We start from the raw sequence: 15,332 nt of genomic DNA, 5'->3' as shown, positions 1-15,332 counted from the left end.
CCTTCAACGCGCCACCCAACCGAGGGTGCGCTGCGCCAGCACATCGCGTGCCGGGGTGAATAATTCCATCGTCATCAGTCCGATGTTGCGCCCGACAACCAGCGGTGCCCAACGGTTGGCAAAAAGATGTACCAGGCTGTCCGTGACGCCGATGGTTGCTTCGCGATCGCTCTGTCGACGCTGTTGATAGCGGCACAATATGCCGTAATCACCGATGTCTTCTCCGCGCTCATGCGCCTGAGTTAGGGTTTCCGCAAGGCTCATGACATCTCGCATACCGAGGTTAAACCCTTGCCCGGCAATCGGGTGCAGAGTTTGCGCCGCATTGCCCACCAGCACGGTACGATGGGTAATAGCTCTGGCGGCGCGGGTTAACGCCAGCGGATAAGCACTGCGTTTACCGGCGTGGGTAATTTTTCCAAGTCGCCAGCCAAAGGCCGACTGGAGTTCACGGCAAAACTTCTCGTCGCTCCACGACAGCACCTCTTCGCGCCGTTCCAGTGGATGACACCAGACCAGCGAACAGCGTCCGTCAGACATCGGCAACATCGCCAGCGGGCCATGTTGCGTGAAGCGTTCAAAAGCGCGGCCTTCGTGCGCAACGGAAGTCGCAACGTTGGCAATCACGGCCAGTTGTTCGTAAGGCTCCTGCTGCCAATCAACGCCGCACGCGGTGGCTAACGCTGAATGGGTGCCATCAGCGGCTATCAGCACGCGGCCCGTCAGCATCTCGCCGCTCTCCAGCGTCACTTCAACGTGACTCTGAGTACGGGCAACGTTAGCTACGCGATCGGGGCAATGCAGCATTACGCCAGGTGCTTTTCGCAGCAATGCAAACAGCCGTTGCCCGACATTATGCAATTCGACAACCTGCCCCAGCGCCGCCAGTTGGTAATCTTCTGCGGCGAGGGTGACGAATCCAGCATGACCACGATCGCTGACATGCACGGTAGTGATGGCGGTTGCGCAATCAGCCAGAGATTGCCAGACGCCGATGCGCGCCAGTTGCTGACAGGTCCCCGCCGCTAGCGCAATAGCTCGTCCATCAAAGCCCGGATGAGCATGTGACTCTGGCGCGGTCGCTTCAATCAAATGTACCGGCAGCGCCCCGTGACTTAACCGGGAAATAGCCAGCGCCAGCGTCGCGCCCGCCATGCCGCCACCGACGATGATTACGCTCATTGCTTTCTCGCAGCTGCCATCAACGCTTCGATTTCTTCCGGCTTTTTCACCACGCTGGCGGTGAGGTTTTCGTTACCGGTTTCGGTAATCACAATGTCGTCTTCAATACGAATGCCGATACCGCGATATTGTTCTGGCACTTCTGCATCCGGCGCAATATACAGCCCTGGCTCTACGGTCAGTACCATGCCCGGTTCCAGAATGCGCGAGCGATCCTGACCATAAACGCCAACGTCATGGACATCTAGCCCTAACCAGTGGCTAAGGCCATGCATAAAGAAAGGACGATGGGCGTTCTGAGCGATCAGTTCATCAACATCACCTTTCAGAATGCCGAGTTTTACCAGGCCGCTAACCATGATGCGCACCACTTCACCGGTGACTTCCTGCATGGAAGTTCCCGGACGATACAGGCGCAAGCTGGTTTCGAGAGACTCCAGCACAATGTCGTAGATTTCACGCTGGGCCTGAGTGAATTTGCCGTTGACCGGGAAGGTGCGGGTAATATCGCCAGCGTAACCTTTGTATTCACAACCCGCGTCAATCAACACCAGGTCACCGTCACGCAGTTCACACTCGTTTTCGGTGTAGTGCAAAATGCAGCCGTTTTCACCGCTGCCGACAATGGTGTTATAGGAAGGATAGCGCGCGCCGTGGCGGTTAAATTCGTGGTGAATTTCGCCTTCCAGGTGGTACTCGAACATTCCCGGACGGCATTTTTCCATCGCCCGGGTATGCGCCAGGGCGGTGATTTCACCCGCGCGGCGAAGTACGGCAATCTCTTCTGGCGATTTGAACAGGCGCATTTCATGAACAATGGGACGCCAGTCGATCATCGTTGCCGGCGCGGTGAGATTTTGTCGCGAACCTTTACGCAGCTTTTCCAGCGCGCTGTTCACGATTTCATCAGCATAGGTATATTCGCCCTGGGCGTGGTAAACCACATCCAGACCATTAAGTAATTGATAAAGTTGCTGATTAATTTCGCTGAATGCCAGTGCGCGGTCAACGCCCAGTTTCTCTGGCGCGGCATCCTGACCTAAACGACGGCCAAACCAGATCTCCGCCGTCAGGTCGCGAACGCGGTTAAACAGAACGCTGTGGTTATGAGTGTCATCGCTTTTAATCAGCACCAGCACCGCTTCCGGTTCGTTAAAGCCGGTGAAGTACCAGAAGTCACTGTTCTGACGATAGGGGTATTCGCTGTCGGCGCTACGTGTTACTTCTGGTGCAGCAAAAATCAGCGCGGCGCTGCCGGGTTGCATTTGCTCCACCAGGGCCTGACGGCGACGCTGAAACTCTTGCCGGGATATCTCACTCATAACACTCTCCTTACGTTTTTTGTTTTTAGTGTAGAGTCGGTTTTTGTACTTCTGGCGCGGTCGGTTGCGGATGAGTAAAGGTGTCGTGGCATAACAGCGCGGCAACACGAACGTATTCGATGATCTCTTCAAGCGACATTTCAAGCTCTTCCTGATCTTCGTCTTCGTCGTAACCCAGTTGCGCAATGTTACGCAGATCGTCGATAGCTTCACCGGTTTCGCCGGTCACTTTATCCAGCTTCGGTTGCGTAACGCCAAGACCAAGCAGGAAGTGATTGACCCAACCTGCCAATGCATCAGCCCGATCGAAAACGCTGACATCATCGCCATCAGGCAGATAAAGCTGAAAAAGGAAGCCGTCATCCTGCAGGGCATCGCTGGTGGCAGAGTGCATTTTACGCAGTGCCTGTGCCAGCTCATGACCGAAAGCCATGCCTTCGTTCGTCAGGTCGTGAAGTAGCGGTAGCCATGAGCTGTCATCGTTACCGCCACATATCATCCCACTGATTAAACCATGCATCTCAGCAGGGGTCAGACCCGTCCCTTGTTGGTTCAGATACTGGTTCATTTCGTTGTAACCAGGCATTTCGTTCTGTATAGACATAAGCATTCGTCGTCAAAGGGAGGAATATTCATGATATGCTACCACTTTGGGCCCTGGTGGACCAGAAAAGGGCTTGTCTCTTCTCATCAGGGTAGCTATAGTGTCGCCCCTTCGCAGACCATGGGTCTAAAGACGAAGGCAGCGCAGTCAATCAGCAGGAAGGTGGCATGTCTGCACAACCCGTCGATATCCAAATTTTTGGCCGTTCACTGCGTGTGAACTGCCCGCCTGACCAAAGGGATGCGTTGAATCAGGCAGCGGACGATCTGAACCAACGGTTGCAAGATCTGAAAGAACGCACTAGAGTCACAAATACTGAACAGTTGGTCTTCATTGCCGCATTGAATATCAGCTATGAGTTAGCGCAAGAAAAAGCGAAGACTCGTGACTACGCGGCAAGTATGGAACAGCGTATTCGGATGCTGCAGCAGACCATAGAACAAGCGTTACTTGAACAAGGTCGCATCACCGAAAAAACTAACCAAAACTTTGAATGACACTTTTCGGTTTACTGTGGTAGAGTAACCGTGAAGACAAAATTTCTCTGAGATGTTCGCAAGCGGGCCAGTCCCCTGAGCCGATATTTCATACCACAAGAATGTGGCGCTCCGCGGTTGGTGAGCATGCTCGGTCCGTCCGAGAAGCCTTAAAACTGCGACGACACATTCACCTTGAACCAAGGGTTCAAGGGTTACAGCCTGCGGCGGCATCTCGGAGATTCCCTTCTTATCTGGCACCAGCCATGACGCAACTACCAGAACTCCCACTGACATTATCCCGACAAGAAATCCGCAAAATGATTCGGCAACGTCGTCGTGCGTTAACGCCGGAACAACAGCAGGAAATGGGTCAACAAGCCGCTACCCGGATGATGACTTATCCCCCGGTGGTGATGGCGCATACGGTCGCTGTATTCCTCTCTTTTGATGGTGAACTCGACACCCAGCCGCTAATAGAACAACTCTGGCGCGCCGGTAAGCGCGTATATCTTCCAGTTTTGCATCCCTTTAGTGCCAGTAATTTGCTGTTCCTGAATTACCATCCGCAAAGCGAACTGGTGATGAACAGGTTGAAGATCCATGAGCCAAAACTGGATGTGCGTGACGTGCTACCCCTTTCCCGATTAGACGTGCTGATCACACCGCTGGTCGCCTTTGATGAGTACGGTCAGCGCCTGGGAATGGGCGGTGGTTTTTATGATCGGACCTTACAAAACTGGCAGCACTATAAAACGCAACCGGTGGGTTATGCGCATGATTGTCAGTTGGTGGAAAAACTCCCCGTTGAAGAGTGGGATATCCCTCTTCCTGCGGTGGTTACACCGTCGAAAGTCTGGGAGTGGTAAGGGCGATACACCTGCATCGCCCTGATTGACATCGTTGATTCTTTAACCTAATTTAGTGAGTAAGGGTAAGGGAGGATTGCTCCTCCCCTGTGACTGACTGTTAATAAGCTGGGAAACTTATGAGTAACAGTACAATCAGTATGATGGCAAGTCGCATCATAACCCTTCTCCTTCAAGCCCTCGCTTCGGTGAGGGCTTTACCGTTACAGCCCCATGCTGCCCAGCTATCGTAAGCTCTCTTTAAATAACCACAACGCATTGATCTACCTTTAAATCTTTTCTTCGAGCGTGCTCGAAAAACCCCATGCAAAACAGAGATAATTTTTGGGAAAAAGGATCTATTACGGCAGTAAACGTGGGCGATGAAGTGGCTATCAAAAAGTTCGGTTCAGGGCGATGCACCCCGCATCGCCCTGATTGACATCGTTGATTCTTTGACCTAATTTAGTGAGTAAGGGTAAGGGAGGATGACTCCTCCCCTGAGACTGACTGTTAATAAGCTCCGAAACTTATCAGTAACAGTACAATCAGTATGATGACAAGTCGCATCATAACCCTTCTCCTTTAAGCCCTCGCTTCGGTGAGGGCTTTACCGTTACAGCCCCATGCTGTCCCGCCATCGTAAATCCCCATTAAATAAACACAACGCATTGATCTGACTTTGATTTATTTTCTGGAGCAGACTCGCAAAGTAGAATGCGCAACGCGGCAACGGTGTGGAGAAGGGATAAAAAAACGGGCAAGTCAGTGACCTGCCCGTTAATTTTCAGAGAAGGGGAATTAGTACAGCAGACGGGCGCGAATGGTACCCGGAATAGCTTTCATTGCCTGCAGCGCTTTTTCGGCAACGTCTTCGTCAGCTTCAATATCAATAACTACATAACCCATCTGGGCGGAAGTTTGTAGATATTGCGCGGCGATGTTGACGCCCTGCTCGGCGAAGATTTTGTTCAGCGCAGTTAGCACGCCCGGACGGTTTTCGTGGATGTGCATCAGACGACGACCACCATGCAGTGGCAGCGAGACTTCCGGGAAGTTCACCGCAGAGAGCGTTGAGCCATTGTCAGAATACTTGATCAATTTACCCGCAACTTCCAGGCCGATATTCTCCTGCGCTTCCTGAGTCGAACCGCCAATGTGTGGCGTCAGAAGGACGTTGTCGAATTCACACAGTGGAGAGGTAAATGGATCGCTATTGGTCGCCGGTTCCGTCGGGAATACGTCGATTGCCGCCCCCGCCAGATGTTTGCTCGCCAGCGCATCACACAGCGCCGGAATATCCACCACAGTACCGCGCGAGGCATTAATCAGCAGCGAGCCGGGCTTCATTAGCGAAATCTCTTTCGCGCCCATCATATTTTTGGTGGACGGATTCTCTGGTACATGCAGACTCACCACATCGCTCATATTCAGCAGGTCAGAAAGATGCTGTACCTGAGTGGCGTTGCCCAGCGGCAGTTTGTTTTCAATATCATAAAAGTAAACATACATTCCCAGCGATTCAGCCAGAATGCCCAATTGCGTACCAATATGACCGTAGCCGATGATACCCAGCTTTTTGCCGCGCGCTTCAAAAGAACCCGCCGCCAGTTTGTTCCACACGCCACGGTGCGCTTTAGCATTGGCTTCCGGCACGCCGCGCAATAGCAGCAGCAGTTCGCCAATCACCAGCTCCGCAACAGAGCGCGTATTTGAGAACGGTGCGTTAAATACCGGGATCCCGCGCTTTGCCGCCGCATCCAGATCAACCTGGTTTGTTCCGATACAGAAACAGCCAATAGCGACCAGTTTTTCTGCGGCGTTGATCACGTCTTCAGTCAGATGGGTACGGGATCGCAGGCCGATGAAGTGGGCATCGCGGATGGATTCTTTTAATTGTTCATCATCCAGCGCGCCTTTGTGAAATTCGATGTTGGTGTAACCAGCTGCACGAAGGCTTTCCAGCGCCTTTTGGTGCACGCCTTCTACCAGCAGAAACTTAATCTTGTCTTTCTCCAGCGATACCTTTGCCATTTACCCAATCCTGTCTTTTGAAATGTTGTGTGCGGATTTGCATCCGCCTTTCAACATATCAAAAAATAATATTGCGGCAATATGAACGTTTGCGTCGCGATGTTGAGGAAATATCACGCAAAGGTAATTCTTGGATGAATATGCTGGTTTAGAGGATTTATTTAGAGCAATCGACAATTGCCTGGTAAAAGCGTGACACATGTCACCAAATTTAATGAAGAGAATTTTTTTAACGGGGGAGGTTCCCCCGTCAGATCATTTCACAATGGTTTTGACACCGTCAGGTGTGCCAATCAGCGCAACGTCCGCGCCACGGTTAGCAAACAAGCCAACAGTCACCACGCCAGGAATCGCATTTATGGCGTTTTCCATCGCTATCGGGTCAAGGATTTCCATGCCGTGGACGTCGAGGATCACGTTGCCATTATCGGTCACCACGCCCTGACGGTATTCCGGACGACCGCCCAGTTTCACCAGCTGACGCGCCACTGCACTACGTGCCATCGGGATAACTTCTACTGGCAGCGGGAATTTACCCAGAATATCAACCTGCTTGGAAGCGTCTGCAATACAGATAAATTTTTCTGCAACCGAAGCAATGATTTTTTCACGGGTCAGCGCCGCGCCGCCGCCTTTGATCATTTGCATGTGGCCGTTGATTTCATCTGCGCCATCAACGTAGATGCCAAGGCTGTCGACTTCGTTGAGATCAAAAACGTGAATGCCGAGGCTTTTCAGTTTTTCAGTGGAAGCATCTGAACTGGAAACGGCCCCTTCAATCTGGCCTTTCATTGTACCGAGCGCGTCAATAAAGTGTGCGGCGGTGGAACCTGTACCTACACCAACAATGGTGCCGGGCTGAACATACTGAAGTGCCGCCCATCCTACTGCTTTTTTCAATTCATCCTGCGTCATGATCGTTTCGCCTGTGGTATGAAATTTCACACGCATTATATACAAAAAAAGCGATTCAGACCCCGTTGGCAAGCCGCGTGGTTAACTCATCCATAAAATATCGCGCAATGGCAGGCATCCCCTTTCGCCCCGCAAATAAGGCATGCAACAATCTGGGTATGCCGCTCCACGGAGCAAACAGGCGCACCAGTTCACCGTTCACAAGCCCCTGTTTACAGGCAAATTGAGGCAATAACGCCACGCCATTCAACACAACCAGGGCGCGAACTCGCTGAGCGAAATGCATTAGCGCAAATCCCTGATCTTTTAAGCTGCGCGTTTAACCACGAATACAAATGTTACCCGCCGACGGCTTCGGTATATGCAACCTGACACAAAATTGTGTCATAGTGCAGGAAAAAGCATTTACCAGGAGCAGACAACAGCAATGAAACGCCCGGACTACAGAACATTACAGGCACTGGATGCGGTGATACGTGAACGAGGATTTGAGCGCGCGGCACAAAAGCTGTGCATTACACAATCAGCCGTCTCACAGCGCATTAAGCAACTGGAAAATATGTTCGGGCAGCCGCTGTTGGTGCGTACCGTACCGCCGCGCCCGACGGAACAAGGGCAAAAACTGCTGGCACTGCTGCGCCAGGTGGAGTTGCTGGAAGAAGAGTGGCTGGGCGATGAACAAACCGGTTCGACTCCGCTGCTGCTTTCACTGGCGGTCAACGCCGACAGTCTGGCGACGTGGTTGCTTCCTGCACTGGCTCCTGTGTTGGCTGATTCGCCTATCCGCCTCAACTTGCAGGTAGAAGATGAAACCCGCACTCAGGAACGTCTGCGCCGCGGCGAAGTGGTCGGCGCGGTGAGTATTCAACATCAGGCGCTGCCGAGTTGTCTTGTCGATAAACTTGGTGCGCTCGACTATCTGTTCGTCAGCTCAAAACCCTTTGCCGAAAAATATTTCCCTAACGGCGTAACGCGTTCGGCATTACTGAAAGCGCCAGTGGTCGCGTTCGACCATCTTGACGATATGCACCAGGCCTTTTTGCAGCAAAACTTCGATCTGCCTCCAGGCAGCGTGCCCTGCCATATCGTTAATTCTTCAGAAGCGTTCGTACAACTTGCTCGCCAGGGCACCACCTGCTGTATGATCCCGCACCTGCAAATCGAGAAAGAGCTGGCCAGCGGTGAACTGATTGACTTAACGCCTGGGCTATTTCAACGACGGATGCTCTACTGGCACCGCTTTGCTCCTGAAAGCCGCATGATGCGTAAAGTCACTGATGCGTTACTCGATTATGGTCACAAAGTCCTTCGTCAGGATTAATCCATCAAATAATGCCTGATAGCACATATCAGGCGTTGTCCTCACTTCTTTTTGTATTCCTTGAATCACATCACAAAATAGACAAATCTCAGGCGGCAAAAAACGACGTCTGAATGCATTTTTTTTGCTGGCGACAAACCCACGTAAAAAGCTCACCGTAGGCGCAAATACCCTCATTTTGATTGCGTTTTACGGAGCAAATAATGTCTAACGTGCAGGAGTGGCAACAGCTTGCCAACAAGGAATTGAGCCGTCGGGAGAAAACTGTCGACTCGCTGGTTCATCAAACCGCGGAAGGGATCGCCATCAAGCCGCTGTATACCGAAGCCGATCTCGATAATCTGGAGGTGACAGGTACCCTTCCTGGTTTGCCGCCCTACGTTCGTGGCCCGCGTGCCACTATGTATACCGCCCAACCGTGGACCATCCGTCAGTATGCTGGTTTTTCAACAGCAAAAGAGTCCAACGCTTTTTATCGCCGTAACCTGGCCGCCGGGCAAAAAGGTCTTTCCGTTGCGTTTGACCTTGCCACCCACCGTGGCTACGACTCCGATAACCCGCGCGTGGCGGGCGACGTCGGCAAAGCGGGCGTCGCTATCGACACCGTGGAAGATATGAAAGTCCTGTTCGACCAGATCCCGCTGGATAAAATGTCGGTTTCGATGACCATGAATGGCGCAGTGCTACCAGTACTGGCGTTTTATATCGTCGCCGCAGAAGAGCAAGGTGTTACACCTGATAAACTGACCGGCACCATTCAAAACGATATTCTCAAAGAGTACCTCTGCCGCAACACCTATATTTACCCACCAAAACCGTCAATGCGCATTATCGCCGACATCATCGCCTGGTGTTCCGGCAACATGCCGCGATTTAATACCATCAGTATCAGCGGTTACCACATGGGGGAAGCGGGTGCCAACTGCGTGCAGCAGGTAGCATTTACGCTCGCTGATGGGATTGAGTACATCAAAGCAGCAATCTCTGCCGGACTGAAAATTGATGACTTCGCTCCTCGCCTGTCGTTCTTCTTCGGTATCGGCATGGATCTGTTTATGAACGTCGCCATGTTGCGTGCGGCACGTTATTTATGGAGCGAAGCGGTCAGTGGATTTGGCGCACAGGATCCGAAATCACTGGCGCTGCGTACCCACTGCCAGACCTCAGGCTGGAGCCTGACTGAACAGGATCCGTATAACAACGTTATCCGCACCACCATTGAAGCACTGGCTGCGACGCTGGGCGGTACTCAGTCACTGCATACCAACGCCTTTGACGAAGCGCTTGGTTTGCCTACCGATTTCTCAGCACGCATTGCCCGCAACACCCAGATCATCATCCAGGAAGAATCAGAACTCTGCCGCACCGTCGATCCACTGGCCGGATCCTATTACATTGAGTCGCTGACCGATCAAATCGTCAAACAAGCCAGAGCTATTATCCAACAGATCGACGAAGCCGGTGGCATGGCGAAAGCGATCGAAGCAGGTCTGCCAAAACGAATGATCGAAGAGGCCTCAGCGCGCGAACAGTCGCTGATCGACCAGGGCAAGCGTGTCATCGTTGGTGTCAACAAGTACAAACTGGATCACGAAGACGAAACCGATGTACTTGAGATCGACAACGTGATGGTGCGTAACGAGCAAATTGCTTCGCTGGAACGCATTCGCGCCACCCGTGATGATGCCGCCGTAACCGCCGCGTTGAACGCCCTGACTCACGCCGCACAGCATAACGAAAACCTGCTGGCTGCCGCTGTTAATGCCGCTCGCGTTCGCGCCACCCTGGGTGAAATTTCCGATGCGCTGGAAGTCGCTTTCGACCGTTATCTGGTGCCAAGCCAGTGTGTTACCGGCGTGATTGCGCAAAGCTATCATCAGTCTGAGAAATCGGCCTCCGAGTTCGATGCCATTGTTGCGCAAACGGAGCAGTTCCTTGCCGACAATGGTCGTCGCCCGCGCATTCTGATCGCTAAGATGGGCCAGGATGGACACGATCGCGGCGCGAAAGTGATCGCCAGCGCCTATTCCGATCTCGGTTTCGACGTAGATTTAAGCCCGATGTTCTCTACACCTGAAGAGATCGCCCGCCTGGCCGTAGAAAACGACGTTCACGTAGTGGGCGCATCCTCACTGGCTGCCGGTCATAAAACGCTGATCCCGGAACTGGTCGAAGCGCTGAAAAAATGGGGACGCGAAGATATCTGCGTGGTCGCGGGTGGCGTCATTCCGCCGCAGGATTACGCCTTCCTGCAAGAGCGCGGCGTGGCGGCGATTTATGGTCCAGGTACACCTATGCTCGACAGTGTGCGCGACGTACTGAATCTGATAAGCCAGCATCATGATTAATGAAGCCACGCTGGCAGAAAGTATTCGCCGCTTACGTCAGGGTGAGCGTGCCACACTCGCCCAGGCCATGACGCTGGTGGAAAGCCGTCACCCGCGTCATCAGGCACTAAGTACGCAGCTGCTTGATGCCATTATGCCGTACTGCGGTAACACCCTGCGACTGGGCGTTACCGGCACACCCGGCGCGGGGAAAAGTACCTTTCTTGAAGCCTTTGGCATGTTGTTGATTCGTGAGGGATTAAAGGTCGCGGTTATTGCGGTCGATCCCAGCAGCCCGGTCACTGGCGGTAGCATTCTCGGGGATAAAACCCGCATGAATGACCTAGCGCGTGCCGAAGCGGCGTTTATTCGCCCGGTACCATCCTCCGGTCATCTGGGCGGTGCCAGTCAGCGAGCGCGGGAATTAATGCTGTTATGCGAAGCGGCGGGTTATGACGTAGTGATTGTCGAAACGGTTGGCGTCGGGCAGTCGGAAACGGAAGTCGCCCGCATGGTGGACTGTTTTATCTCGTTGCAAATTGCCGGTGGCGGCGATGATCTGCAGGGCATTAAAAAAGGGCTGATGGAAGTGGCTGATCTGCTCGTTATCAACAAAGACGATGGCGATAACCATACCAATGTCGCCATTGCCCGGCATATGTACGAGAGTGCCCTGCATATTCTGCGACGTAAATACGACGAATGGCAGCCACGGGTTCTGACTTGTAGCGCACTGGAAAAACGTGGAATCGATGAGATCTGGCACGCCATCATCGACTTCAAAACCGCGCTAACTGCCAGTGGTCGTTTACAACAAGTGCGGCAACAACAATCGGTGGAATGGCTGCGTAAGCAGACCGAAGAAGAAGTACTGAATCACCTGTTCGCGAATGAAGATTTCGATCGCTATTACCGCCAGACGCTTTTAGCGGTCAAAAACAATACGCTCTCACCGCGCACCGGCCTGCGGCAGCTCAGTGAATTTATCCAGACGCAATATTTTGATTAAAGGAATTTTTATGTCTTATCAGTATGTTAACGTTGTCACTATCAACAAAGTGGCGGTCATTGAGTTTAACTATGGCCGCAAACTTAATGCCTTAAGTAAAGTCTTTATTGATGATCTTATGCAGGCGTTAAGCGATCTCAACCGGCCGGAAATTCGCTGTATCATTTTGCGCGCGCCGAGTGGATCCAAAGTCTTCTCCGCAGGTCACGATATTCACGAACTGCCGTCTGGCGGTCGCGATCCGCTCTCCTATGATGATCCATTGCGTCAAATCACCCGCATGATCCAAAAATTCCCGAAACCGATCATTTCGATGGTGGAAGGTAGTGTTTGGGGTGGCGCATTTGAAATGATCATGAGTTCCGATCTGATCATCGCCGCCAGTACCTCAACCTTCTCAATGACGCCTGTAAACCTCGGCGTCCCGTATAACCTGGTCGGCATTCACAACCTGACCCGCGACGCGGGCTTCCACATTGTCAAAGAGCTGATTTTTACCGCTTCGCCAATCACCGCCCAGCGCGCGCTGGCTGTCGGCATCCTCAACCATGTTGTGGAAGTGGAAGAACTGGAAGATTTCACCTTACAAATGGCGCACCACATCTCTGAGAAAGCGCCGTTAGCCATTGCCGTTATCAAAGAAGAGCTGCGTGTACTGGGCGAAGCACACACCATGAACTCCGATGAATTTGAACGTATTCAGGGGATGCGCCGCGCGGTTTATGACAGCGAAGATTACCAGGAAGGGATGAACGCTTTCCTCGAAAAACGTAAACCTAATTTCGTTGGTCATTAATCCCTGCGAACGAAGGAGTAAAAATGGAAACTCAGTGGACAAGGATGACCGCCGATGAAGCGGCAGAAATTATCCAGCATAACGACATGGTGGCATTTAGCGGCTTTACCCCAGCGGGTTCGCCGAAAGCCCTACCCACCGCGATTGCCCGCAGAGCTAACGAACAGCATGAGGCCAAAAAGCCGTATCAAATTCGCCTGCTGACGGGGGCGTCAATCAGCGCCGCCGCTGACGATGTACTTTCTGACGCCGATGCTGTTTCCTGGCGTGCGCCATATCAAACATCGTCCGGTTTACGTAAAAAGATCAATCAGGGCGCGGTGAGTTTCGTTGACCTGCATTTGAGCGAAGTGGCGCAAATGGTCAATTACGGTTTCTTCGGCGACATTGATGTTGCCGTCATTGAAGCATCGGCACTGGCACCAGATGGTCGAGTCTGGTTAACCAGCGGGATCGGTAATGCGCCGACATGGCTGCTGCGGGCGAAGAAAGTGATCATTGAACTCAATCACTATCACGATCCGCGCGTTGCAGAACTGGCGGATATTGTGATTCCTGGCGCGCCACCGCGGCGCAATAGCGTGTCGATCTTCCATGCAATGGATCGCGTCGGTACCCGCTATGTGCAAATCGATCCGAAAAAGATTGTCGCCGTCGTGGAAACCAACTTGCCTGACGCCGGTAATATGCTGGATAAGCAAAATCCCATGTGCCAGCAGATTGCCGATAACGTGGTCACGTTCTTATTGCAGGAAATGGCGCATGGGCGTATTCCGCCGGAATTTCTGCCGCTGCAAAGTGGCGTGGGCAATATCAATAATGCGGTAATGGCGCGTCTGGGGGAAAACCCGGAAATTCCTCCGTTTATGATGTATTCGGAAGTGCTACAGGAATCGGTGGTGCATTTACTGGAAACCGGCAAAATCAGCGGGGCCAGCGCCTCCAGCCTGACAATCTCGGCCGATTCCCTGCGCAAGATTTACGACAATATGGATTACTTTGCCAGCCGCATTGTGTTGCGTCCGCAGGAGATTTCCAATAACCCGGAAATCATCCGTCGTCTGGGCGTCATCGCTCTGAACGTCGGCCTGGAGTTTGATATTTACGGGCATGCCAACTCAACACACGTAGCCGGGGTCGATCTGATGAACGGCATCGGCGGCAGCGGTGATTTTGAACGCAACGCGTATCTGTCGATCTTTATGGCCCCGTCGATTGCTAAAGAAGGCAAGATCTCAACCGTCGTGCCAATGTGCAGCCATGTTGATCACAGCGAACACAGCGTCAAAGTGATCATCACCGAACAAGGGATCGCCGATCTGCGCGGTCTTTCCCCGCTTCAACGCGCCCGCACTATCATTGATAATTGTGCACATCCTATGTATCGGGATTATCTGCATCGCTATCTGGAAAATGCGCCTGGCGGACATATTCACCACGATCTTAGCCACGTCTTCGACTTACACCGTAATTTAATTGCAACCGGCTCGATGCTGGGTTAATGACTCGTCCCGTCACGATCTTCAGCAATATGCTGAAGCATCGTGGCGGTATAACGATGATTTCTGATTGAATAAAGATATTCCTGCATATACATCGGCCTGTGCGGTGCATCAAAATATTTCAGCGTTGCCGGATTCACCAGTCGCCAGGCAAAATGCGGGATCACCGTCAGAAAATGTCCGCGCTCCACGGCGCTGATTTTGGCCATAAAACTGTAGGGACGATAAATAATGGTTGGATTGATCCCACAAGGTCGCATATTCGCATCAATCATTGCTTCGAAGTTGGCCCGGTTCTGAAAGCGCATTTGTAGCCAGGGCAGCTCCTGAAGCAGCTCTTGCTCTTGTCGCTCTTCATAACGGCGAGAAACGAGAAAGCCTAATCGCAGCGGTGGTAGTTCACTGATAGTCAGGTTTTCCAGTTCCTGAACTCGTGCAGATACATGCTGTGGGGAGATAATAAAATCTAACTGGCGGTCAAAAAGATTATCGATAACGCCATTTTCGCTGAACTCAACTGGCTGGGCGGTCACGCCTTCATACTTATCTCCGAGACTAATCAACTGATCGAAAATAATTGTCGGATAAGTATTATCTATGCCAATCACAATTTCTCGTGAACGACGCCCTGAGTTATGGATTTCATTATCAATCGCAGAAAGCCGTTGATAAACCGGGAACAGTTTTTGATACAGTTCCTGTCCGGCTTTATTGAGGCTGATATTATTATCTTTGCGGGTAAATAGCGTATAGCCAATTTGTTCTTCCAGCGCGGCAATGCTTTTACCAAATGGCGAAGCCGTCATATGGATTTTTTCTGCCGCCCGGGCAATATTATTGGTTTGCGCTAATAAAATGAAATTGCGCATCTTTTTCGAAATAAAAATGTCCATCCCCCTCCCCCGCATCCTTGTCCGCTTAACCGTTTCAGTCAGCCTATCCTTGATGAAACCGCGAGCAAAGATAGGTGATTACGTCATGGTTTTACAGAAAATT

The 15,332-nt window shown here is 52.1% G+C and carries 16 protein-coding genes and 1 other RNA gene; 8 read left to right on the top strand and 9 right to left on the bottom strand.

Annotated elements, in window-relative coordinates:
- Positions 1 to 3 precede the first annotated feature (3 nt).
- Genes ubiH through ygfB form a run of 3 tightly spaced genes read right to left on the bottom strand, consistent with a single transcriptional unit; the run spans position 4 to position 3,108 of the window.
- Complete coding sequence (ubiH, locus tag HGD79_RS20070; protein ID WP_000111171.1) at positions 4 to 1,182, bottom strand: 2-octaprenyl-6-methoxyphenyl hydroxylase; 1,179 nt, start codon at positions 1,180 to 1,182, stop codon at positions 4 to 6.
- The gene (gene pepP, locus HGD79_RS20065; RefSeq protein WP_001290141.1) at positions 1,179 to 2,504 is read right to left on the bottom strand and encodes a Xaa-Pro aminopeptidase; all 1,326 of its coding nucleotides are present in this window, start codon (positions 2,502 to 2,504) and stop codon (positions 1,179 to 1,181) included. Before pepP ends, ubiH begins: the two co-directional genes overlap by 4 nt.
- 25 nt (positions 2,505 to 2,529) lie before the next feature.
- On the bottom strand, positions 2,530 to 3,108 hold the full coding sequence (ygfB, locus tag HGD79_RS20060) for a UPF0149 family protein YgfB (RefSeq protein ID WP_001295378.1): 579 nt from the start codon (positions 3,106 to 3,108) through the stop codon (positions 2,530 to 2,532).
- Between the two features lie 167 nt (positions 3,109 to 3,275).
- Between ygfB and zapA the strand changes: the two genes are divergently transcribed.
- The 3 genes from zapA to HGD79_RS20045 all read left to right on the top strand — a co-directional run bounded on the left by zapA (position 3,276) and on the right by HGD79_RS20045 (position 4,453).
- Positions 3,276 to 3,605 (top strand): cell division protein ZapA, encoded by a 330-nt coding sequence (gene zapA / locus HGD79_RS20055; protein ID WP_001276008.1) that lies wholly within the window; start codon positions 3,276 to 3,278, stop codon positions 3,603 to 3,605.
- A gap of 41 nt (positions 3,606 to 3,646) precedes the next feature.
- A non-coding RNA gene (gene ssrS, locus HGD79_RS20050) (6S RNA) lies at positions 3,647 to 3,830 on the top strand.
- A gap of 20 nt (positions 3,831 to 3,850) precedes the next feature.
- Complete coding sequence (locus tag HGD79_RS20045) at positions 3,851 to 4,453, top strand: 5-formyltetrahydrofolate cyclo-ligase (RefSeq protein WP_096147499.1); 603 nt, start codon at positions 3,851 to 3,853, stop codon at positions 4,451 to 4,453.
- Between the two features lie 100 nt (positions 4,454 to 4,553).
- Here HGD79_RS20045 and HGD79_RS20040 read toward each other — a convergent pair whose 3' ends face one another.
- From HGD79_RS20040 to HGD79_RS20020, 5 genes are all read right to left on the bottom strand, one after another.
- Positions 4,554 to 4,613, bottom strand: coding sequence for a type I toxin-antitoxin system Ibs family toxin (locus HGD79_RS20040; protein ID WP_001387035.1), 60 nt, complete (start codon positions 4,611 to 4,613; stop codon positions 4,554 to 4,556).
- A gap of 332 nt (positions 4,614 to 4,945) precedes the next feature.
- Positions 4,946 to 5,005 (bottom strand): type I toxin-antitoxin system toxin IbsC, encoded by a 60-nt coding sequence (ibsC, locus tag HGD79_RS20035; protein ID WP_071524576.1) that lies wholly within the window; start codon positions 5,003 to 5,005, stop codon positions 4,946 to 4,948.
- 228 nt (positions 5,006 to 5,233) lie between these two features.
- Positions 5,234 to 6,466, bottom strand: coding sequence for a phosphoglycerate dehydrogenase (gene serA / locus HGD79_RS20030; protein ID WP_001151604.1), 1,233 nt, complete (start codon positions 6,464 to 6,466; stop codon positions 5,234 to 5,236).
- Positions 6,467 to 6,721: 255 nt separating this feature from the next.
- Positions 6,722 to 7,381, bottom strand: a complete 660-nt coding sequence (rpiA, locus tag HGD79_RS20025; protein WP_000189743.1) for a ribose-5-phosphate isomerase RpiA — start codon at positions 7,379 to 7,381, stop codon at positions 6,722 to 6,724.
- A gap of 55 nt (positions 7,382 to 7,436) precedes the next feature.
- Positions 7,437 to 7,667, bottom strand: a complete 231-nt coding sequence (locus HGD79_RS20020) for a hypothetical protein (RefSeq protein ID WP_001322018.1) — start codon at positions 7,665 to 7,667, stop codon at positions 7,437 to 7,439.
- A gap of 141 nt (positions 7,668 to 7,808) precedes the next feature.
- Between HGD79_RS20020 and argP the strand changes: the two genes are divergently transcribed.
- The 5 genes from argP (at position 7,809) to scpC (ending at position 14,336) form a co-directional block, all read left to right on the top strand.
- Positions 7,809 to 8,702 (top strand): DNA-binding transcriptional regulator ArgP, encoded by an 894-nt coding sequence (argP, locus tag HGD79_RS20015; RefSeq protein WP_000828351.1) that lies wholly within the window; start codon positions 7,809 to 7,811, stop codon positions 8,700 to 8,702.
- A gap of 203 nt (positions 8,703 to 8,905) precedes the next feature.
- On the top strand, positions 8,906 to 11,050 hold the full coding sequence (gene scpA, locus HGD79_RS20010) for a methylmalonyl-CoA mutase (RefSeq protein WP_000073223.1): 2,145 nt from the start codon (positions 8,906 to 8,908) through the stop codon (positions 11,048 to 11,050).
- Positions 11,043 to 12,038, top strand: coding sequence for a methylmalonyl Co-A mutase-associated GTPase MeaB (meaB, locus tag HGD79_RS20005; RefSeq protein ID WP_000606527.1), 996 nt, complete (start codon positions 11,043 to 11,045; stop codon positions 12,036 to 12,038). Before scpA ends, meaB begins: the two co-directional genes overlap by 8 nt.
- Positions 12,039 to 12,048: 10 nt before the next feature.
- Positions 12,049 to 12,834, top strand: coding sequence for a methylmalonyl-CoA decarboxylase (gene scpB, locus HGD79_RS20000; RefSeq protein WP_000122080.1), 786 nt, complete (start codon positions 12,049 to 12,051; stop codon positions 12,832 to 12,834).
- A gap of 23 nt (positions 12,835 to 12,857) precedes the next feature.
- Positions 12,858 to 14,336 carry a propionyl-CoA:succinate CoA transferase gene (scpC, locus tag HGD79_RS19995; RefSeq protein ID WP_000449941.1) on the top strand — a complete coding sequence of 493 codons (1,479 nt, stop codon included), beginning with the start codon at positions 12,858 to 12,860 and terminating at the stop codon, positions 14,334 to 14,336.
- On the opposite strand, the gene HGD79_RS19990 is transcribed toward scpC, so the two are convergent.
- The gene (locus tag HGD79_RS19990) at positions 14,333 to 15,229 is read right to left on the bottom strand and encodes a LysR family transcriptional regulator (RefSeq protein WP_000350807.1); all 897 of its coding nucleotides are present in this window, start codon (positions 15,227 to 15,229) and stop codon (positions 14,333 to 14,335) included. The two genes, scpC and HGD79_RS19990, sit on opposite strands and share 4 nt — an antisense overlap.
- Positions 15,230 to 15,332: the final 103 nt, after the last annotated feature.

It is taken from the genome of Escherichia sp. SCLE84, from assembly GCF_012584495.1.
Classification (GTDB): Bacteria; Pseudomonadota; Gammaproteobacteria; order Enterobacterales; family Enterobacteriaceae; genus ECMA0423.
This window is presented reverse-complemented; position numbering and strand designations above follow the sequence as displayed.